At 68.9% G+C, this 18,348-nt stretch carries 20 protein-coding genes and 1 pseudogene; 7 read left to right on the top strand and 14 right to left on the bottom strand.

The window, feature by feature from the left end; all coding sequences use genetic code 11:
* Window positions 1-39 precede the first annotated feature (39 nt).
* On the bottom strand, window positions 40-1,008 hold the full coding sequence (locus AC4GY7_RS05710) for a cysteine synthase A (protein WP_443584587.1): 969 nt from the start codon (window positions 1,006-1,008) through the stop codon (window positions 40-42).
* Window positions 1,009-1,169: 161 nt separating this feature from the next.
* On the opposite strand from AC4GY7_RS05710, the gene AC4GY7_RS05705 reads away from it, so the two are divergent.
* A complete protein-coding gene (locus AC4GY7_RS05705) occupies window positions 1,170-1,556 on the top strand; it encodes a hypothetical protein (protein ID WP_443584586.1) in 387 nt (128 codons plus the stop codon).
* Between the two features lie 164 nt (window positions 1,557-1,720).
* A complete protein-coding gene (aat, locus tag AC4GY7_RS05700; protein WP_491112430.1) occupies window positions 1,721-2,449 on the top strand; it encodes a leucyl/phenylalanyl-tRNA--protein transferase in 729 nt (242 codons plus the stop codon).
* 35 nt (window positions 2,450-2,484) lie between these two features.
* Here the strand turns inward: aat and AC4GY7_RS05695 are convergent.
* From AC4GY7_RS05695 to AC4GY7_RS05675, 5 genes and pseudogenes are all read right to left on the bottom strand, one after another.
* A pseudogene (locus AC4GY7_RS05695) lies at window positions 2,485-2,718 on the bottom strand (DUF2155 domain-containing protein); the annotation flags it as partial.
* Window positions 2,719-2,918: 200 nt separating this feature from the next.
* Entirely contained in the window at window positions 2,919-3,314 is a 396-nt protein-coding gene (locus AC4GY7_RS05690) for an NADH:ubiquinone oxidoreductase subunit NDUFA12 (RefSeq protein WP_491112807.1), read from the bottom strand.
* Window positions 3,315-3,403: 89 nt separating this feature from the next.
* Entirely contained in the window at window positions 3,404-3,826 is a 423-nt protein-coding gene (locus tag AC4GY7_RS05685; protein WP_491112806.1) for a DUF192 domain-containing protein, read from the bottom strand.
* Window positions 3,827-3,908: 82 nt separating this feature from the next.
* Entirely contained in the window at window positions 3,909-4,511 is a 603-nt protein-coding gene (locus AC4GY7_RS05680; RefSeq protein ID WP_491112429.1) for a cold-shock protein, read from the bottom strand.
* Window positions 4,512-4,575: 64 nt separating this feature from the next.
* Window positions 4,576-5,106, bottom strand: a complete 531-nt coding sequence (locus tag AC4GY7_RS05675; protein WP_491112428.1) for a RecX family transcriptional regulator — start codon at window positions 5,104-5,106, stop codon at window positions 4,576-4,578.
* A gap of 100 nt (window positions 5,107-5,206) precedes the next feature.
* Here AC4GY7_RS05675 and AC4GY7_RS05670 point away from each other — a divergent pair, with 100 nt between their 5' ends.
* A complete protein-coding gene (locus tag AC4GY7_RS05670; RefSeq protein ID WP_491112426.1) occupies window positions 5,207-6,976 on the top strand; it encodes a fatty acyl-AMP ligase in 1,770 nt (589 codons plus the stop codon).
* 203 nt (window positions 6,977-7,179) lie between these two features.
* The gene (locus AC4GY7_RS05665; protein WP_491112425.1) at window positions 7,180-9,537 is read left to right on the top strand and encodes a putative bifunctional diguanylate cyclase/phosphodiesterase; all 2,358 of its coding nucleotides are present in this window, start codon (window positions 7,180-7,182) and stop codon (window positions 9,535-9,537) included.
* A 150-nt stretch (window positions 9,538-9,687) separates the two neighbouring features.
* Here AC4GY7_RS05665 and AC4GY7_RS05660 read toward each other — a convergent pair whose 3' ends face one another.
* Genes AC4GY7_RS05660 through AC4GY7_RS05635 form a run of 6 tightly spaced genes read right to left on the bottom strand, consistent with a single transcriptional unit; the run spans window position 9,688 to window position 14,928 of the window.
* Window positions 9,688-10,038, bottom strand: coding sequence for a DUF3140 domain-containing protein (locus AC4GY7_RS05660; protein WP_443584577.1), 351 nt, complete (start codon window positions 10,036-10,038; stop codon window positions 9,688-9,690).
* Between the two features lie 56 nt (window positions 10,039-10,094).
* Window positions 10,095-11,501: a hypothetical protein gene (locus AC4GY7_RS05655; RefSeq protein ID WP_491112424.1), complete on the bottom strand. Its 1,407-nt coding sequence runs from the start codon at window positions 11,499-11,501 to the stop codon at window positions 10,095-10,097.
* A gap of 55 nt (window positions 11,502-11,556) precedes the next feature.
* Window positions 11,557-12,951, bottom strand: a complete 1,395-nt coding sequence (gene lpdA / locus AC4GY7_RS05650) for a dihydrolipoyl dehydrogenase (RefSeq protein WP_491112423.1) — start codon at window positions 12,949-12,951, stop codon at window positions 11,557-11,559.
* Between the two features lie 36 nt (window positions 12,952-12,987).
* On the bottom strand, window positions 12,988-13,371 hold the full coding sequence (locus AC4GY7_RS05645) for an acyl-CoA thioesterase (RefSeq protein ID WP_443584574.1): 384 nt from the start codon (window positions 13,369-13,371) through the stop codon (window positions 12,988-12,990).
* Window positions 13,368-13,568, bottom strand: coding sequence for a hypothetical protein (locus AC4GY7_RS05640; RefSeq protein WP_491112422.1), 201 nt, complete (start codon window positions 13,566-13,568; stop codon window positions 13,368-13,370). The genes AC4GY7_RS05645 and AC4GY7_RS05640 overlap by 4 nt, the downstream gene beginning before the upstream one ends.
* Window positions 13,569-13,578: 10 nt before the next feature.
* Window positions 13,579-14,928 (bottom strand): pyruvate dehydrogenase complex dihydrolipoamide acetyltransferase, encoded by a 1,350-nt coding sequence (locus tag AC4GY7_RS05635; RefSeq protein ID WP_491112421.1) that lies wholly within the window; start codon window positions 14,926-14,928, stop codon window positions 13,579-13,581.
* Between the two features lie 112 nt (window positions 14,929-15,040).
* Here AC4GY7_RS05635 and AC4GY7_RS05630 point away from each other — a divergent pair, with 112 nt between their 5' ends.
* From AC4GY7_RS05630 to AC4GY7_RS05620, 3 genes are all read left to right on the top strand, one after another.
* Complete coding sequence (locus tag AC4GY7_RS05630) at window positions 15,041-15,496, top strand: universal stress protein (RefSeq protein ID WP_443584571.1); 456 nt, start codon at window positions 15,041-15,043, stop codon at window positions 15,494-15,496.
* 54 nt (window positions 15,497-15,550) lie between these two features.
* On the top strand, window positions 15,551-15,721 hold the full coding sequence (locus AC4GY7_RS05625) for a hypothetical protein (protein ID WP_491112420.1): 171 nt from the start codon (window positions 15,551-15,553) through the stop codon (window positions 15,719-15,721).
* Window positions 15,722-15,825: 104 nt separating this feature from the next.
* Window positions 15,826-17,103 (top strand): M20/M25/M40 family metallo-hydrolase, encoded by a 1,278-nt coding sequence (locus AC4GY7_RS05620; protein ID WP_491112419.1) that lies wholly within the window; start codon window positions 15,826-15,828, stop codon window positions 17,101-17,103.
* 22 nt (window positions 17,104-17,125) lie between these two features.
* On the opposite strand, the gene AC4GY7_RS05615 is transcribed toward AC4GY7_RS05620, so the two are convergent.
* Together AC4GY7_RS05615 and AC4GY7_RS05610 are read right to left on the bottom strand one after the other, a co-directional pair.
* Window positions 17,126-17,995, bottom strand: coding sequence for a D-alanyl-D-alanine carboxypeptidase family protein (locus AC4GY7_RS05615; protein WP_491112417.1), 870 nt, complete (start codon window positions 17,993-17,995; stop codon window positions 17,126-17,128).
* 16 nt (window positions 17,996-18,011) lie between these two features.
* On the bottom strand, window positions 18,012-18,347 hold the full coding sequence (locus AC4GY7_RS05610; RefSeq protein WP_491112416.1) for a hypothetical protein: 336 nt from the start codon (window positions 18,345-18,347) through the stop codon (window positions 18,012-18,014).
* Window position 18,348: the final 1 nt, after the last annotated feature.

Genomic DNA, 18,348 nt, shown 5'->3' with positions numbered 1-18,348 from the left:
CCTCTGTAACGCTTCGTCACGCGTTTGTCGAACAAAGGCTCAACCGAGCCCCTTGGCCGCGCGCCAATCGGGATCGTACAGCGTCGACAGATAGCGGAAACCCGTATCGCACAGGATCGTCGCGATGCGTTTGCCCGGCCCCAGATGTTCGGCGAGCCGGACCGCGCCGGCGACGTTGATGCCCGACGACAGGCCCAGGCACAGCCCCTCCTCATCGAGAAGCCGGCGGACCCAGCGATAGCCCTCCTGATCCGAAATGCGGAACTGCGTGTCGATCGGCGCACCTTCCAGGTTGGCGGTGATCCGCCCCTGGCCGATGCCCTCCGCCACCGACGTGCCTTCGCTGCGCAATTCGCCATTCTGGTAGTATTCGTACAGGGCGGCGCCGTGCGGATCGCTCAACGCGATGCAGATGCCCTCGTCCTTGGCCTTCAGCCCCAGGCCGACGCCGGCGATCGTACCGCCGGTGCCGGCGGCGCAGGTGAAGCCGTCGATCCGCCCGTCCATCTGCTGCCAGATCTCCTCGGCGGTGCCGACGATATGCGCACGACGGTTGGCGACGTTGTCGAACTGGTTCGCCCAGAGCGTATTGTCGCGCTCCTCGGCGATGCGGCGGCTGGTGTGTACGAAATGGCAAGGGCTGGCGTAGGGCGCGGCGGGCACCAGGACCAGCTCGGCACCGAGCGCGCGCAGCGTGTCCATCTTCTCGCGGCTCTGCGTCTCGGGCATGACGATGATCGTCCGATAGCCCTTGGCGTTGGCGACGAGGGCGAGGCCGATGCCGGTATTGCCCGCCGTGCCTTCCACGATGGTGCCGCCGGGGTGCAGCAGCCCGCGCGCCTCGGCATCCTCGACGATGCCGAGCGCAGCGCGGTCCTTCACGCTCGCGCCGGGATTGGCGAATTCGCATTTGCCGAAGATATCGCAGCCGGTCGCCTCGCTCGGCCCCTTGAGGCGGACGAGCGGCGTGTTGCCGATCAGGGCGAGTGTGTCGGGCGTCGTGTGCATGCCCGCTAGATGGCCCCTCCCCGCGCGGGCGGCAAGCCAATGCGGCTTGGCCGCGATGAAGCCTGACGAGCAGCGGTTCATCCCATTTTATGGCACGGTTTCACATAGATCGGCCATTTACCTTGATTTGCGAGGTCGCATGCGCAAAGCGTCGAGCCGCTATGAAGAGCCCCCTCCTCCTCTCCGCCACCGCCGCGCTGCTCGCGCTGGCCGCCTGCAACTCCAAGCCCGCCTCGCCCGAGGTGGTCGACAGCAATCCCGATCCGATGGCGACGGAACTCGCCAATCGCGCGCCCGTCGAGCTGCCGCCCGCGATCAAGGCCGACAAGACCTTCCGCTGCAAGGACAACAGCCTGCTGTACGTGACGCTGTTCGAGGGCGACAAGCTGGCCTTCGTCAAGACCAGCCCGACCGGCACGATCAACCGCCTGACCGCCGAAAAGGCCGGCGATCCGCTGACCGCCGAGGGCGGCTGGAAGCTGACCGGCAACGCGGCCAACATCACGGTCACGCAGCCGGGCAAGCCGTCGCAGACCTGCAAGTCGTAAGCGCGCAGACCCTTGCGCTACAGGGGGCCGGCAGAGCGATCCGCCGGCCCCTTTTTCGTGAGTGAAGGGCCGGCCGATGCGCATCTGATTTCTGCGAGCATCCATAAGCAGGCGCCCCCACCACCACCTTGCCATCTGCCGTCCCGCCCGCCACCTGTGCCGTGATGGACATGCTCGACCCGAAGACCGTGCTCGGCGCCTATGCGGTGGGGGTGTTTCCGATGGCGGATCATCGCGATGCGGGCAGCGTCTATTGGGTCGAGCCGCGCCGGCGGGCGATCCTGCCGCTCGACGGATTCCACCTGTCGCGCTCGCTGGCCAGGACGATCGCGCGCGACCGGTTCCGCGTCACCGCCGATACCGCGTTCGAGCGGATGATCGCGCTGTGCGCGGAAAGCGCCGACGACCGGCCCGAGACGTGGATCAACGGCGGCATCGAGCAGGCCTTCGTGGCGCTGTACCGGCTCGGCTTTGCCCATTCGATCGAATGCTGGGAGGGCGAGGAACTGGTCGGCGGCCTGTACGGCCTGGCGCTGGGGCGGGCTTTCTTCGGCGAATCGATGGTCAGCCGCCGGACGGATGCGTCCAAGGTCGCGCTCGCCTGGCTGGTCGCGCGGCTCAAGGTCGGCGGATTCGCTCTGCTCGACTGCCAGTTCCAGACGCCGCACCTCGCCTCGCTGGGCGCGGTGGAGGTGTCACGGGCGAATTATTGCGCGTTGCTGGCCGGCGCGCTCGACGGCACCACCGCATCGTCCGCCTCGGCGGCAGGCTCGGCGTCGTCGGCCGCGGGGGACTTCCTTGCGCTCGATCGGCTTGCGCCGCCGCCGGCCGACACCGTGTCCGGGCCGGTCGCCGGCCAAGACATCGTGCAGCTCTTGGTCCACACGTCGTAGACCGGATGCTGGACGACGTTGAGCGCGGGGCGCTCCTTGAACAGCCAGCCGGAAAAGGCGCGGCGCCAGTGGCGGTCGCTGCCGCGCACGTCGAGCTGAACGAAGGTGCCGGTCAGCTGGTCCTGCTCCCATGGTGCGGTATGTTCGCACGCGCGCAGGCGGATGATAGCATCGCCGATCCGCACCGCCTGCCCCGGCTTCAGCGTGACGTCGCGGCTGACCCCGTTGCGCTTGTTGAGCAGGCCGACCACCGCGACGCGCTGCGCCATCGGCGTGCCGCCGGTCGGCAGCGCCACGTCGCTGGCGGCGATCGTCTCGATGCCCTCGGCGGCAGGGCGGCTGTCCGGCGCCAGTTCCTGCGCCGCGATCACCGGCCCGCGCTCGTCCGGGCGATGCAGCGCGCGAAACCCGAACACGGCGGCCAGCGCCAGCGCCACCAGCAGGACGCCGGCCGCCAGCCAGCGGCGGCTCACCCTTCGGGCGTCCAGGCTTCGTAATCGCCGGTGGCGGCGGCGCGCTTGCCGCCCTTTTCCAGCGAGCCCGACGGGCGATAGGCGAGCGGGGTGCCGGTCATGTTGGGCATCGCCGGCTTCTGCCACTCACGCACCGGCGGCAGCGCGCGATCGGGCACCTCGTCGATATGATGGTGCAGCCAGCTGAACCATTCGGGCGGCACGCGGCTGGCGTCGTTCGCACCTTCATAGATCACCCAGCGCCGCGCCCGGCCGCTGCCGTCGCGACGCCCCTCGTAATAGGCGTTGCCGAGCGAATCGGTGCCGACCTGCGTCATGCCGCGCAGACCGTAGAACATCGTGCCCCACGATGCGCCGTTCCACCAGGTGAAGGGATTGAGGTTGATGCCCATGATGCCCCAGCGCTTACCCGCGTCGGCGGCGGCCTTCAACCCGTGGATCGCATGGCGAGGCGGGGATCACCGATTGCCCAAGCGACCGGCTATTTCGCCCAGCTTACCTTGTCGCCCTCGGCAATACCGAGCTCGGCGGTACGGCCGCCGACCAGTTCCAGCACCGCGGCCACCGGCTCGCGCGAGGGCACCGGGGTCTGCGAGAAGGGAACGGTGTTCTCGGCGATGGTCGCGATCGTGCCGTCGGCGCGGATGAAGAGGATGTCGAGCGGCGTCGGCGTGTTCTTCATCCAGAAGCTCGCCTCGCGCGGGCCGCCGCCGGTGGCGGGATAGGGGTAGAAGAGCATGCCGCCATCGGGCGTAAGGTCGGTGCGGTACATCAGGCCCCGCTCCTGCTCGGCCGGCGTCACTGCGCGCTCGACACGGAAGGTATGGGTGCCGTTCGCGCTGGCGATCGTCACCGGCAGCATCGCCTTCGCCGTGTCTTCGACGGGCGCGTCATGCGAGAACATGCCGGTGCCTACGGCAACTCCCGTAGCCCCCAACCCCAGCGCCGCGACGATCGCCACGACCGCCTTGGTTCCGATCATGCCCTCAATCCTCTTCGACGCTCACGGCCAGCGGCCCCTTGCGGCCTGCGACGATGCGGGCGCGCAGCCGCTGGTCGGGCTCGATGGCGGCGAGGCCCGCCCGGCGCAAGGTCTCCATGTGGACGAACACGTCGCCGCCATCGCTGTCGCGAACCAGGAAACCATAGCCTTTCAGCCGGTTGAACCATTTGACCAGCACCGGTTCGAAATCGCCCGCGGCGTCGATCAGCGCGACGGGATCGACCCGGTCGACGTTGCGGGGCGGGCGCGGCGGCTCCTCCACCGCCTGGCTGAGGTCGATCGCCACCACTTCGCGCGCCTGGTAGCCGCGGCCGCGCTGGATCGCGAGCGTCTCCACCCGCGCGCCTTCGGGCAGGCTGCGCCGGCCATGCGGCTGAAGCACGGAGAAATGGATCAGCACGTCGCCGATCCCATCGTCGTCCGCCACCGCGAAGCCGAAGCCCCGCGTCACGTCGAACCATTTGATGACGCCGGCGACCGCGATCGGCCCTGTATCCCGGACGCTGTCGATGGCCATGTCGCCGCGATCGCCGGGCATCACCCCGTCGTCGCGATCGTCGCCCTCTCGTTGCGGCTCGCTACGCATCACTGCACCCCTGTTGCCGCCACGCTAGCACGGTTCGTCGCTGCTGCAATTGCGAATGGCCGGTTTACCCTGATTCTCCGAGTTCTTCGGTGTCCCGCGCTGCGACAATCCTGCGGGCGAGGGCGAAATCATGCCCCGCGCGCAGCATCGCGGCGAGTTGACGGTCGCGAACGGCGCGATCGTCGACCGCCGCACCGAAGGGTCCGATCCGCCGCCGCCGCGCGAAGGTGAGTGCCGCTTCCCATGCCTGGGCCGCGATGGCGGGCGCGAGCGCGTCGGCATCCGCCTCGTCGACGCGGGCCTGGCGCAGCGCCGCGCCCACCCGGCGCGCGCCGAGCCCGCGCCGGGTCAGCGCCGCCGCCTTGCTCTCGGCATAGAGCCGGTCGTCGACATAGCCCAGTTCCGCCATGCGGCCGGCGAGCGCCTGCGGGTCGGCCGGCTCTCCTTCCCATCCCCGCTCGCGGATCTTGCGGGTCAGGTAATCGGCCAGTTTGCCGCGCGTCGTCGCGAACCGTTCGACATAGCGCAGGGCCAGCCGTTCGAGCGCGGACGCGTCGAGCGGCGGCGGGGGGCGACGTTCCTGCCTCATGGCCATGTTGTTGCCACAGTGGCAGCGGATTGAGAACGTTGATCCCGCGTTTATACCGCAGAATGACGACGGCCGCATGACGGCGGCAACGAACAGGAATTTCCGAATGACCGATCAGTCCGCGCCTTCGCCGACGCCCCGATTGGCCTCCACGCCGACCCTCGACGCCCTGCCGCGCCGTTTCGCCGATTTCGCGACGCTGGGCGAGGCGCTGGATTATGCCGCCAGCGGCACGCGCGGCCTGAACTTCCACGACGCGCGTGGTACCCTGGTACGGCCCTATCCGTTCGCCGAACTGCGGACCGATGCGATCGCCATGGCGCACCGCCTGATCGCGGCGGGTGTGCAGCCCGAGGACCGCATCGCGCTGGTCGCCGAAACCGGGTCGGAGTTCGCGGCCCTGTTCTTCGGCACGGTCTATGCCGGCGCCTGGCCGGTGCCGCTGCCGCTGCCGACCAGCTTCGGCGGGCGCGATTCGTACATCGAGCAGCTGCGCGTCCAGCTTGCCAGCTGCGATCCCCGGATGCTGATCTTCCCGCCGGAGCTTGCCGCGATGGCGGCGGAGGCGGCGCGGCTTGCCGGGACGGAAGGGATCGACTGGTCCGAGTTCGCCGGCCGTGAGGCGCCGGAGGCGCCTTTGCCGCAGGCGGACGGGCAGGCGATCGCCTATCTCCAATATTCCAGCGGCTCGACGCGCTTTCCGCACGGCGTCGCGATCACCCACCATGCGCTGCTGAACAACCTCGCCGCGCACAGCCACGGCATGCAGATTGACGGCACCGACCGCTGCATCAGCTGGCTGCCCTGGTACCACGACATGGGGCTCGTCGGCTGCTTCCTGTCGCCGATCGCCAACCAGGTGTCGACCGATTACCTGAAGACCGAGGATTTCGCGCGGCGGCCGCTCGCCTGGCTCGACATGATCTCGCGTCATGACGGCACCGCGCTCTCCTATTCGCCGACCTTCGGCTACGACATCTGCGCGCGCCGCATGTCGTCGCAGACCAAGGCTGCCGAGCGGTTCGACCTGTCACGCTGGCGGGTCGCCGGCAACGGCGCCGACATGATCCGTCCCGACGTGATGCAGGCGTTCGTCGATGCCTTCGCCGACGCCGGGTTCAAGGCCAGCGCCTTCCTCCCCTCCTATGGCCTTGCCGAAGCGACGCTCGCCGTCTCGCTGATGCCGCCGGGTGAAGGCATTCGCGTCGAGCTGGTTGAGGAAACGCAGCTGTCGGGCGGCGGCGATTCTCTCGCCGCCAACGACGGCCCCCGCCCGCAGCGGTTCCGCGCCATCGTCAACTGCGGCAAGCCGGTCCGTGACATGACCGTCGAGATCCGCGAGGAGGACGGCACGCCGCTGCCCGACGGCGCGATCGGCAAATTGTGGTGCAAGGGTCCGAGCGTCATGGTCGGCTATTTCCGCGACGATGCCGCGACCGACGCCTGCATGGTCGACGGTTGGCTCGACACCGGTGACATGGCCTATATGTCGGATGGCTACATCTACATCGTCGGTCGCGCCAAGGACATGATCATCGTCAACGGCAAGAACCACTGGCCGCAGGATATCGAATGGGCGGTGGAGCAGCTGCCCGGCTTCAAATCGGGCGATATCGCCGCCTTCGCGATCACCACGCCGGGCGGCGAGGAGACGCCCGCCGTCCTCGTCCAGTGCCGCAGCAGCGACGATGCCGAGCGCCTGCGCCTGCGCGAGGAGATCCGCGAGCGCGTCCGCTCGGTGACCGGCATGAACTGCGTGATCGAACTGATCCCGCCGCGCACCCTGCCGCGCACCAGCTCGGGCAAGCTGTCGCGCGCCAAGGCACGCAACCTGTATCTCAGCGGCGACATCAAACCCTACGCGATCGCCGCCTGAACTGACGGCGCTCCCTCGGCCGTCATCCCGGCAGAAGCCGGGATGACGGCGGGGCCGGGCATCCGGCCCGTTCGTGCCCAACCTGTCCACTCGACACGCTTAAACCGCACGATAGGCACGCATCATCATGCCCCGGCCGCCAGTCGGCCAAATCCGGTGCGGCCCTAACCATCCGTCAACCTCGCGCCCCTACAACCCGCCGGGTGAGCCAAGAACCGCCCCCCGCCACCGATCCGCACGCGATCAGCTTCCTGCAACTGCTCGGCCTGCGCGACGGCGCGGATGCGGCGCAATGGGCGCGGATTCGCTCGACGCAGCTCGATGCGGGCCGCCAGCTCGCGCTGCTGCTGCTCGCCGCCAACCTGATCGGCGCCGGCATGACCGTGTCGCTGTTCGCGCCCGACATCGCCCCGCTGCTGCTCGGCGGCTGGGCGGCGCTGACGACGATCGTGTCGGTCGGGATCGCCGTCCGCCGGCTCGGCACCCGCCACCGGCAGGACGGATATGCAACGCAGGCCGATGTCCGCGCCACGGTGGTGGAGGGCGTCGCCCTCTCTGTCGCCTGGGCGATACCCTGTCTGGTCTTCAACCCGCCTTCTGGGTCGCTCGCCGCCTATGTCCTGTGGATGATCCTGTCGGTGGTGATGACCGCGGGCGCGGTCGCGATGGCGCCGCTGGCGCTGGCGACGCTGGCCTTCGTCGGCGGGCTCGGCCTGGCCGTCACGGTCAAGCTGCTGATCCTGTACAGCTTCGCCGCTGCCGGTGCGACGGCGGCCTTTACCGCCATGCTGATCGGCATCGCCGTCAACCGCGCCCGGACGCTCGTGGTGATCCGCGCCGCGCAGATGGCGCTTGGCGAACGCGACGAGACGGTCAGCCTGCTGCTGCGCGAGTTCGAGGACAGCAGTGCCGACTGGCTGTGGGAAACCGATTCGGCACGGCGCGTCATCAAGGCCTCGCCGCGCTTCGCCTATGCCTGCGGCCTCGATCCCGTCGCGATCGAGGGCATGCCCTTCCTCCAGGTACTCGCCGGGCCGGCGTGGGAGACGGGCAATTTCTCCGCCGGGCTGCGCACGCTCGCCGACAAGCTCAAGACGCGCGAAAGCTTCCGCGACCTGCGCCTGCCGCTAATCGTCGCCGGCGAAGAGCGCTGGTGGGAACTCGCCGCCAGCCCGCGTTTCGACGAATCGGGTGCATTCTGCGGATTCCGCGGTGTCGGTTCCGACGTCACCGAACAACGCGCCAGCGCCGACAAAATCAACCGCATGGCGCGCTTCGACACGCTGACCGGCCTGCCCAACCGTCTGATGGTCAACGAAACACTGGTCCGCGCGATGGCCGATGCCGACAAATGGGGCGGACGCTGCGCCTTCATGATGATCGACCTCGACCGCTTCAAGGCGGTGAACGACACACTCGGTCACCCGATCGGTGACCGCCTGCTCGGCCGCGTCTCCGAACGCCTGAGCCAGTTGATGAGCGACAACACGATGTGCGGCCGCCTGGGCGGTGACGAATTCGCCGTCGTCGTCCGCGACGGGAGCAACACCGCCACCCTGGAGGCGCTCGCCCGGCGCATCATCGAAACGCTGTCGCGCCCGTATGAGGTGGATGCGCACACGCTCTATATCGGCGCTTCCGTCGGCCTCGCCGTCGGTCCGCGCGATGGCCGCACGGCCGAGATGCTGATCCGCTCCGCCGATTTGGCGCTCTATCGTGCCAAGGATGCCGGCCGCGGCGTCTATCATGCCTACGAACCCGAACTGCACGTCCAGGCCGAGGAGCGCCGCGTCCTCGAAATGGCGCTGCGCCAGGCGCTCGAAAAGGGCGAGATGCACCTTCATTACCAGCCGGTGGTCGACGCCGGCACCGGCAATCTCACCGGGTTCGAGGCGCTGCTGCGTTGGCAGAGCCCGCAGTTCGGCAACGTCTCGCCGGTCAAATTCATCCCGCTGGCGGAGGAAGCGCGGCTCATCCAGCCGATCGGCGAATGGGTGGTGCGCACCGCGTGCGCAGAGGCGGCAAGCTGGCCCTCCAATGTCCGCGTCGCGGTGAACGTGTCGCCCGACCAGTTGCAGAACCCGAACTTCGTTGCGGTCGTCACCTCCGCGCTCGCCAATTCGGGGCTGTCGGCGGAGCGGCTGGAGCTGGAGGTAACGGAAAGCGTCTTCATGCACGAGGGCCTGGGCGCGACCAAGGTGCTGGAGCGCATCCTTGACCTCGGCGTCCGCCTCAGCCTCGACGATTTCGGCACCGGCTATTCGTCGCTCGGCTATCTGTCGCGGACCCGCTTCTCGTCGATCAAGATTGATCGCAGCTTCGTCCAGGGCGCGTCGAAGGGCGTCAAGGAAGCCATCGCGATCATCCGCGCCGTCGTCGCCCTCGCCCAGAGCCTGGGCATGGCCACCACCGCGGAAGGGGTGGAGACGGAGGCCGAGCATCGCCTGGTACAGGACCTGGGCTGCACCAAGGTGCAGGGCTATTACTTCGGCCGCCCGCTGCCCGTGGAAGAAGCCCGCACCCTCGCGCATCGCCGCTGGGACGACAGCGCCGCGGCGTGACGGGAACGCCCACGCGGACGATTTGCCGTCACCGGATAGAGATGCATCCCTCCCGTTCGTGCCGAGCCCGTCGAAGCACGGGTGAGGCTCATGTCTTCCGTCACGGGTAGGACGGGTCAGCGCTCTTGCGTCCAGGGGCGACGGACGCCGCTATTTCTCCGGGTCGTGCCCCCAGTTCATCAGCGAATAGCGCCAGTCGCTCTGCGCCTTGTCCTTGGCCGGGCCGCCCTGCGCCAGATGGCGGTGCACGTAGCCGACCACCTTCTTCATGTGCGCATAGTCATCGTCGGTCAGATCCGCCTTCTTGGTTCGCAGGATCGTGACGATCCGCTCACCCGATTTATGGCCGACGCTCTCGCCCGATCCCTTGCCGTCCTCACCCTTCCAGCCGACGCGCTTGCTGTCGTCACTGTCCAGGAAGCGCTCCAGTTCGGCCGGCGCCATGTTCACCGCCTCGCCGAAATCCTTGTAGATCGTCGCGTGATCGTCCGCCGCAGCCATCGCATCCTCCAGTCTGCCCGCGCCAACGCGCGAGGCGGAAGGCAGGTTGCGGGCGTTCAGCCGAGCATGCCGCGATAGGTCTGCGGCGGGGCGGGCAGCAGCAGCCGCGCCGTTCCGCCGGCGAGCACCACCAGCGCCACCGCCGCAAGCCCGGCGCGCGGCACCCGCCACCGCCCGAGCATGACCCAGCCGATCGCCGTCGCCGCCATCGGCCACAGGTGATAACGCAGGTCGGAGGCGATGCTGAGCACGCCGAAGCTCATCTCCAGCGCCAGCGCCGACACCAATAGCGCTGCCGCGAGCCGCGACGCCGCATCCCTGCCCCGCAACGCACGCGGCAATGCGACCAGCGCCAGCACCACCCACAGCACCGGCCAGCCGAGCGGCGTCTCCACCAGCAGCCCGGCGAGTCGCTGCCACGCCGTCGCCGCCCTGCCCGGCGTCGCCAGCCCCAGGCTATTTGCCTCATTCGCCGCCGGCGGTGCCGCGCCCGGCCAGCGATAGGGCACCAGCCAGCGCCACGTGGAGTTGAGGTGCGCCAGCCGATGGCCTGCATAGCCCCACGGATGCCGCACTGCCGCCAGCGCCAGCCGTCCGTACAGCACGCCCGGCGGCAATTCGCGGAGCGGCGCGACCTCCGCCTCGCAGCGCGTCGGCTCGCCCAGCGGATCCCAGAAATAGGGCCGCACGCACGTCCGTATCGCCAGCCGCGCAATCGCCGGTGCCGGGATGCCGATCGCGGGATCGCCGCTGCGCACGGCGATGCCGGCAAGGTCGTAGATCGGCTGCGTCCGCTCGACGCCGCTGCGTGCCGCCGCGAACAGCCCATGATTGATCGGAGAGGCCAATGCGATCACGGCCAGGATGGCGACCAGCGTCGCACCTGCGCCGACACCCGCCTGTCGCAGCGACGGCATGCCTCCCCTGCGGCGCAGCAGCATCACGCATAACGGTACGACGGCGAAGACGGCATTCGCCCGCACCAGCAGCGCATAGCCGAACAGCAGCGCCACCAGCGGCCAAACCGCGCGCGGCATCCGGCGTCCTCGCAGCCGCCACCAGCCGATCAGGCCCAAGCCGGCGAGCAGCGCGCCGAGCATCTGGGTGTCCTTCAGCACCACCGGCTGCCAGCCCAGCAGCGGCGGCCACACTGCGACACCGATCAGCAGCGCCGCCGCCCGGCCGCGGCCGGATGCCGCCAGCGCCGCCGCCAGCGCACCGAAGCCCAGCCAGTAGCCGCCGAGTTGCAGCACCGCCATCGGCCCCTGCCCCGACAGCCCGAACAGCGACCACAGATGCGCCATGATCGGCGGATGCCAATCGTCGTAGGCTCCGCCGAGCGCCTGCCGGTATTGGGCTAGGCTGTCATATTGCACGTAGCCCGGCCAGAAGACCGCCAGCGATGCCACCAACAGCAATACCGCCGCGCCGCCGACACGGGCGGCGGCGCGGTTATCCGTCATGCGGAAAGCGAATGGTTTGGCGTCGCTCCGCTCCCTGCCATCCGCCTCGCTCCGCCTAGAAGTGCAGCGCGCGGCCGTAGGCGCTGAGCACACTTTCGTGCATCATCTCGGACAGCGTCGGGTGCGCGAACACAGTTTCCATCAGCTCGTGCTCGGTCGTTTCCAGCTGGCGGGCGACGACATAGCCCTGGATCAGCTCGGTCACTTCCGCACCCACCATGTGCGCCCCCAGCAATTCGCCGGTCTTGGCGTCGAACACCGTCTTGATGAAGCCTTCCGCCTCGCCGAGCGCGATCGCCTTGCCGTTGCCGATGAAGGGGAATTTGCCCGCCTTCACCTCATGGCCGGCTTCCTTCGCCTTGGCTTCGGTCAGGCCGACGCTCGCCACCTGCGGGCGGCTGTAGGTGCAGCCCGGGATGTTCCACGTCTCGAACGGATGCGGGTCCTTGCCGGCGATCTTCTCGACACAGACAATGCCCTCGTGGCTCGCCTTGTGCGCCAGCCAGGGCGCGCCAGTGACGTCGCCGATCGCGTAGATGCCTTCGACGTTGGTGCGGCCGAAGCCATCGACCTTGATGTGGCCGCGCTCCGTCTCGACGCCCAGCGCCTCCAGCCCGATATTCTCGGTGTTGGGGACGATGCCGATCGCGACGATCGCATGGCTGAACTCGGTCGAGGTGACCTTCCCGTCCGCGCCCTTGATCGCCGCGGTGACGCCATTCGCGCCCGGCTCCAGCTTTTCGAGGCCCGACTTGGTGAGGATCTTGATGCCCTGCTTGGTCAGCGCCTTGGTCATGAACTCGCTGACCTCAGCATCCTCGACGGGCAGGATGCGGTCGAGCATCTCGACGATCGTCACGTCGGCGCCCATGTCGTTGTAGAAGCTGGCGAACTCGACGCCGATCGCGCCCGATCCGATGACCAGCAGCTTGGTCGGCATCACCTCGGGCACCATCGCGTGGCGATAGGTCCAGATGCGCTTGCCGTCCGCCTTGGCGAAGGGCAGATCGCGCGCGCGCGCGCCGGTCGCGACCATGATGTGCTTCGCTTCGAGATCGAGCGTCTTGTCGCCCTGCTTGACGGACAGCTTGCCCTTGCCGGTCAGCGCGCCGACGCCTTCGAACACCTGGACCTTGTTCTTCTTCATCAGGCCCTTGACGCCGGCATTGAGCTGCCCCGCGACCTTGCGGCTGCGATCGACGATCTTCGCAAGGTCGAACCCGACATTGTCCGCCTTCAGCCCGTAAGCGTCGGCGTGGGTCATGTAATGATAGACCTCCGACGTGCGCAGCAGCGCCTTGGTCGGGATGCAGCCCCAGTTGAGGCAGATTCCGCCCAGCCGCTCGCGCTCGACGATGCCGACCTTGAGGCCGAGCTGGCTCGCCCGGATCGCCGCGACATAGCCGCCCGGACCCGAACCGAGGATGAGGAGGTCGAAGGTGTCAGCCACTGTGAAATCCTTACCGGGGAGGATGAAAGAAGGGAGTCAGGCGATCGGCGCGACGCGGCGGGGCGCGCGATTCTCGTCCGTGGCGACGAAGACGAAGCGCGCCTGCGTCACCTTGCAGGCATCGTCGGCGTGGCGGGCGCGGCGCCAGGCCTCGACCTCGATCGTCATCGACGTGTTGCCGACCGCGGCGAGCCGGGCATAGACCGACACTTCGTCGCCGACGAGTACGGGCGCGTGGAACTTCATCGCGTCGCAGGCGATCGTCACCGCCCGGCCGCCGGCATGGCGCGAGGCGACCGACCCGGCGGCAAGGTCCATCTGGCCCATCAGCCACCCGCCGAAGATGTCGCCATAGGGGTTGGCATCCGCCGGCATCGCGGTGACGCGGATCGTCGGCGCATCCGCCGGCAGGCCGCTCATGCCCGCTTCCGATCGATCGTGCGGGCGCGGCGCAGCGGGCCGATGCCCATCAGCATCGTCGCCAGCATCGCGCCCGCACCGCACCACCAGATCACGTCGCGGCCGAGCGGATAGGCCCAGGCCGCCGCCCAGGTCATCGCCACCGCCGCGACGAGCCCTGCCGCGATGTAGAGCAGCTCGACGGTCGTTCGTGCCACCGCGACCGCCTCAGGCGAGCATGCCGAGCGGCCGCTCGACCAGCTCCTTGAAGACCTTCATCAGCTGGGCGCCGTCCGCACCGTCGATCGCGCGATGGTCGAAGCTGCCGGTCGCGGTCATCACGGTCGCGACGCCGAGTTCGCCGTTCACGATGTACGGCCGCTTCTCGCCCGCGCCGATCGCCAGGATCATGCCCTGCGGCGGGTTGATGACCGCTTCGAACTGCTTGATGCCGAACATGCCCATGTTGCTGATCGACGCCGTGCCGCCCTGGAATTCCTCGGGCTTCAGCTTGTTGTCCTTGGCGCGCGCGGCGAGGTCCTTCACCTCGGTCGAGATCGCCGACAGGCTCTTGGTGTCGGCGCCGACGACGATCGGGGTGATGAGGCCCGAGGGGGTCGATACCGCTACCGAGATGTCCGCCCGCTTGAAGCTGATGAGCTGGTCGGGCGTGAACATCACGTTGCACTTGGGCACTGCGATCAGCGCACTCGCCAGCGCCTTCACCAGCATGTCGTTGACCGACAGCTTGACGCCGCGGCTTTCGAGGCTGGCGTTGAGCTCGCCGCGCAGCTTCAGCAGCGCATCGAGCTGCACGTCCACCGTCAGATAGATGTGCGGCACCTGCTGCTTCGATTCGGTCAGGCGGCGCGCGATCGTCTTGCGCATGTTGCTGAGCTTGCTCGCCTCGTGCGGGATGTCCGGCACCTGGGCAGGCTTGGGCGCGGGCGCCGGGACGGCGGCGGCGACCGGCGGCGCCTCGCCCTTCGCCTGGGCAGGCGCCGCGGCTCCGGGCTTCGCACTGTCGACGTCGGCGCGGACGATACGGCCGTTCGGCCCCGAACCGGTGACGCCGGCGAGGTCGATGCCCTTTTCGCCGGCGATGCGGCGGGCGAGCGGGCTCGCCTTGACGCGGCCGCCTGCGGACGGTGCCGGCGTACCGGCATCGGCCGGCTTGCCGTGATCCTCGGCGTGGGTCAGCGTACGCTCGGCCGGTTTGGCCTCGCTGCCGGTCTTGTTGGGGTCGGTCGGCTCTGGCCGGCCCTTGAACTGGTCGTCCTTCGGCTCGGGCGTCTCGCTCTTCGCAGGCGGTGCGGAGACGGCGGAGGCGTCCTCGCCCTCTTCGGCGAGGATCGCGATCGCAGCGCCGACCTTCACGTTGTCCGTGCCTTCGGCGATCAGGATCTTGGCGATCACGCCTTCATCCACCGCCTCGAATTCCATCGTCGCCTTGTCGGTTTCGATTTCGGCCATGATGTCGCCGCTCTTCACCGTGTCGCCTTCCTTGACGAGCCACTTGGCGAGCGTGCCCTCTTCCATCGTCGGCGACAGCGCGGGCATCTTGATCTCGATCGACATGCAGGTCCTCTTGCCTGGGGAGCAGGCCCTCCCCTTCGCGCCCCAAGCGCGGGGGGTCAACCCTTGCGCGCGCCGTCCCCACGCGTCACGTAACGTAAAAAGGGGCAAAACCATGCGTATCTACCTCGTGGTCGTCGACGACAGTCCGGAAGCGGAGATCGCGCTGCGCTTCGCGGCGCGGCGCGCGGTGAAGACCGGCGGCGGCGTCGAGATCCTGACGCTGATCCCGCCGCAGGAGTTCATTGCCTTCGGCGGCGTACAGGCGACGATCGAGGACGAGGCGCGGCAACAGGCCGAAGGGCTGGTCGCCGCAGCGGCGGGAACGCTGGTCGCCGAATCGGGGCTGCGGCCCGCCATCACCGTGCGCGAGGGCGATGGCCCAAAGATCATCCGCGAGATCATCGCCGCCAACCCCGACATCGCCGCACTGGTGCTGGGCGCCGCCCCCACCGGCGCGCCCGGCAAGCTCGTCAGCCATTTTGCCGGATCCGATGCGGGCGCGTTGCCGGTGCCGGTCATGATCGTGCCCGGCTCGCTCACCCGCGAGGCGATCGACCGGCTGAGCTGAAGACGCCTTTTAAAATCGATTGCAAGACAAGGCGTTGCGTCCTTAAAGGACGCGATGACGCGCAACCCGTCGGCCTCGCTTCCCTATGCAGCCACGCTGGACCTGCTGACCCGCGCGCTCGCGGCCCTGGAAGACCTCGACGAGGGCATCGCCGCCGCACGGCTCTGCGGCGTGATCGATCTCGTCGCGGCACGCCTGGGCGAACACAGCCTGTCGCGGCACTGATCCCTGCCATCCGTCCGCCGCGCTTCGCGGGCAGGCATGACGATCCAAACCCTCTTTTCATCAAGCACTTGAGCGAAGGCCCGTAACACGGCACCATCGCGGCCATGCTGCTACCCGTACTTGCCGCCGCGGCCGCCGTCGCCAGCCCCTCGCCCGATGCCGCCCGCCTCAAGGCGAGCGTGTCCGCGCTGGTCGGCTTCGGCACGCGCCATACCCTGTCCTCCGCCACCGATCCCAAGCGCGGGATCGGCGCGGCGCGCACCTGGATGGCGCGGCAGTTCGAGGCGCTGTCACGCGATTGCGGCGGCTGCATCACGGTGGAGCGCATCAATCGCCGCTTCACCGGCCCGCGTGCGCCGAACGGCGTGGTGGTGGAGGACGTGCTCGGCATCCAGCGCGGCCGCGATCCCAACCGTGTCGTCATCGTCGGCGGCCATATCGACAGCCGCGTGACCGACGTGATGGACGCGACCTCGGATGCACCCGGCGCCAACGACGACGCTTCCGGCGTCGCGCTGGTGCTGGAAACGGCGCGCCTGCTATCCAAGCGCCAGTTCGACGCGACCATCGTCTACGTCGCCTTTTCCGCCGAGGAACAGGGGCTGTGGGGTGCCGAACTGCTCGCCGATACCGCGGCGACGCGCGGATGGCAGGTCACCGCGATGCTCAACAACGATATCGTCGGCAACACGATCGGCCAGGGCGGCGTGCGCGATGCCAACCGCGTCCGCGTCTTTTCCGAAGGTATCCGCGCATCGGAGGACCTGCCCCAGCAGATGCGCCGTCGCGGCGAAGGCGGCGAGGACGACGGGCCGAGCCGCGCCCTCGCCAAGGCGATCGACGGAATCGCCGATGCAATTCCCGGCGGCGTCGACGTGGCCATCGAGCGGCGCCCCGACCGGTTCGGACGCGGCGGCGATCACGAACCGTTCCTGAAACGCGGCTATCCCGCCGTCCGATTCTCGGTCGGTGCGGAGAATTGGGACGCGCAGCATCAGGACCTGCGCACGGAGAATGGGGTCGTCTACGGCGACACGATCGACCGGATGGACTTCGCCTATCTCGCCAAGGTCACGGCGATCAACGCCGCCACGATCGCCCGCCTCGCCGCCGCGCCGGCGGCCCCGGCCAGCGTCGGCCTGTCCGGCGACCTGTCGCGCGACACGCAGGTCAGTTGGCCGGCGGTGCCCGGCGCTGCCGGCTACCGCATCCGCTGGCGGCCGAACGACACCGCACGCTGGACGCAGTCGCAGGACGTGACCGGAACCGCCGCGACGCTGCGCCAGGTGCCGGTGGACGATACGTTCTTCGCGGTGTCCTCGCTGGCCGCCGACGGCAGCGAAAGCCTCCCGACCTTCGGCGGACGCGCACCTCGCCGCTGACGGGTTGCGCGCCGGGCGCGAACTACCCCTTGTTCCCCAGCCATTCCTCCAGGCTGTCGGGAATCTCCTTCGGCCGCCCGGCCTTGGCGAAGCCTTCGGCCAGCATCTTCGCCACCCGCCGATCGCGCGCGACGACCGAGGATTCGCCGATCACCACCGCGATCAGCCGGCGGCCGCCGCGCTTCGCGGAGGCGGCGAGTGCGAAGCCGGCCTCGGCGGTATAGCCCGTCTTGATGCCGTCGGCGCCGGCAAAGCTGCCGAGCAGGTGATTGTGGTTCTGCACGCGCCGACCCGCCCAGCTGAACGACCGGGTGCCGAACAGCGGATAGCGATCGGGATGATCGCGGAGCAGCGCCAGCGACAGGCGGGCAATATCCTGCGCGGTGGTCAGATTGGCGCCGGGCAGCCCGGTCGCGTTGGTGAACGACGTATCCTCCAGGCCCAGTGCCCGTGCCTTGGCCGTCATCATCCGGGCGAACCGGTCCTCCGTGCCGCCCACCGTTTCGGCCAGCGCGACGGCGATGTCGTTGGCGGAGATCACCGCCACCGCCCGCATCGCCTCCTCCACCGTCATCCGCGTCGCCGGCGTCACTCCGACCCGCGACGGCCGCTGGTTGGCGGCATAGCGCGAGATGCGCACCCGATCGCCCGGCCGCAGCCGCCCCGCATCGAGCGCGTCGAAGACGAGGAACAGCGTCATCATCTTGGTCAGCGACGCCGGCCGGCGGACGATGCCGGCATTCTCGGCGTAGAGGATACTGCCGTCGCGCGCGTCCATCAGAATCGCCGACACCGGCCGCGCCAACGCCTCCGCCGGCGGCACACCGGCCAGCGCGGACAGCAACAGCGCGCCGCCCCACGCATGCAGCGTGCGCCGCGTCGGATGGGTCATGACCGCTCCCGAACGGTTATTGCGGCGCCTGCCCGTTATCGACTGGCGGCGGCGGCGCATCGCGCGTCACCCGCGCGGTCATGCCCGTCGCATCGGCATCGTCGAGCATCTGGGCATCGGGCGCGATCTTTTCGGGCGGCGGCGCTTCGTCGACGGCATTGAGGTCGATCGCCGCGGGTTCCGGCGTCGACTCGGCGCTCGGCAGCGTTTCGGGCGTCGCCGTCTCCGGCGGCGCGACCTCGGCCATGTTGGCCTCCTCCGGCTGCTCCGGCTCGGATCGCGAACATCCCGCCAGCATCAGCGCGGCTGCCGCCAGCATCGCACCCGTCGTCATCACTCGATTGCGCATCATC

It is taken from the genome of Sphingomonas sp. SP5 (genome assembly GCF_058313455.1).
This window is presented reverse-complemented; position numbering and strand designations above follow the sequence as displayed.

Bases quoted from the DNA above. Each gene is read 5' to 3' on its own strand.
- AC4GY7_RS05710 (WP_443584587.1), bottom strand. From the start codon at position 1,008: ATGCACACGACGCCCGACACACTCGCCCTGATCGGCAACACGCCGCTC.
- AC4GY7_RS05705 (WP_443584586.1), top strand. From the start codon at position 1,170: ATGAAGAGCCCCCTCCTCCTCTCCGCCACCGCCGCGCTGCTCGCGCTG.
- aat (WP_491112430.1), top strand. From the start codon at position 1,721: ATGGACATGCTCGACCCGAAGACCGTGCTCGGCGCCTATGCGGTGGGG.
- AC4GY7_RS05690 (WP_491112807.1), bottom strand. From the start codon at position 3,314: ATGGGCATCAACCTCAATCCCTTCACCTGGTGGAACGGCGCATCGTGG.
- AC4GY7_RS05685 (WP_491112806.1), bottom strand. From the start codon at position 3,826: ATGTTCTCGCATGACGCGCCCGTCGAAGACACGGCGAAGGCGATGCTG.
- AC4GY7_RS05680 (WP_491112429.1), bottom strand. From the start codon at position 4,511: ATGCGTAGCGAGCCGCAACGAGAGGGCGACGATCGCGACGACGGGGTG.
- AC4GY7_RS05675 (WP_491112428.1), bottom strand. From the start codon at position 5,106: ATGGCCATGAGGCAGGAACGTCGCCCCCCGCCGCCGCTCGACGCGTCC.
- AC4GY7_RS05670 (WP_491112426.1), top strand. From the start codon at position 5,207: ATGACCGATCAGTCCGCGCCTTCGCCGACGCCCCGATTGGCCTCCACG.
- AC4GY7_RS05660 (WP_443584577.1), bottom strand. From the start codon at position 10,038: ATGGCTGCGGCGGACGATCACGCGACGATCTACAAGGATTTCGGCGAG.
- AC4GY7_RS05655 (WP_491112424.1), bottom strand. From the start codon at position 11,501: ATGACGGATAACCGCGCCGCCGCCCGTGTCGGCGGCGCGGCGGTATTG.
- AC4GY7_RS05645 (WP_443584574.1), bottom strand. From the start codon at position 13,371: ATGAGCGGCCTGCCGGCGGATGCGCCGACGATCCGCGTCACCGCGATG.
- AC4GY7_RS05635 (WP_491112421.1), bottom strand. From the start codon at position 14,928: ATGTCGATCGAGATCAAGATGCCCGCGCTGTCGCCGACGATGGAAGAG.
- AC4GY7_RS05630 (WP_443584571.1), top strand. From the start codon at position 15,041: ATGCGTATCTACCTCGTGGTCGTCGACGACAGTCCGGAAGCGGAGATC.
- AC4GY7_RS05625 (WP_491112420.1), top strand. From the start codon at position 15,551: ATGACGCGCAACCCGTCGGCCTCGCTTCCCTATGCAGCCACGCTGGAC.
- AC4GY7_RS05620 (WP_491112419.1), top strand. From the start codon at position 15,826: ATGCTGCTACCCGTACTTGCCGCCGCGGCCGCCGTCGCCAGCCCCTCG.
- AC4GY7_RS05615 (WP_491112417.1), bottom strand. From the start codon at position 17,995: ATGACCCATCCGACGCGGCGCACGCTGCATGCGTGGGGCGGCGCGCTG.
- AC4GY7_RS05610 (WP_491112416.1), bottom strand. From the start codon at position 18,347: ATGATGCGCAATCGAGTGATGACGACGGGTGCGATGCTGGCGGCAGCC.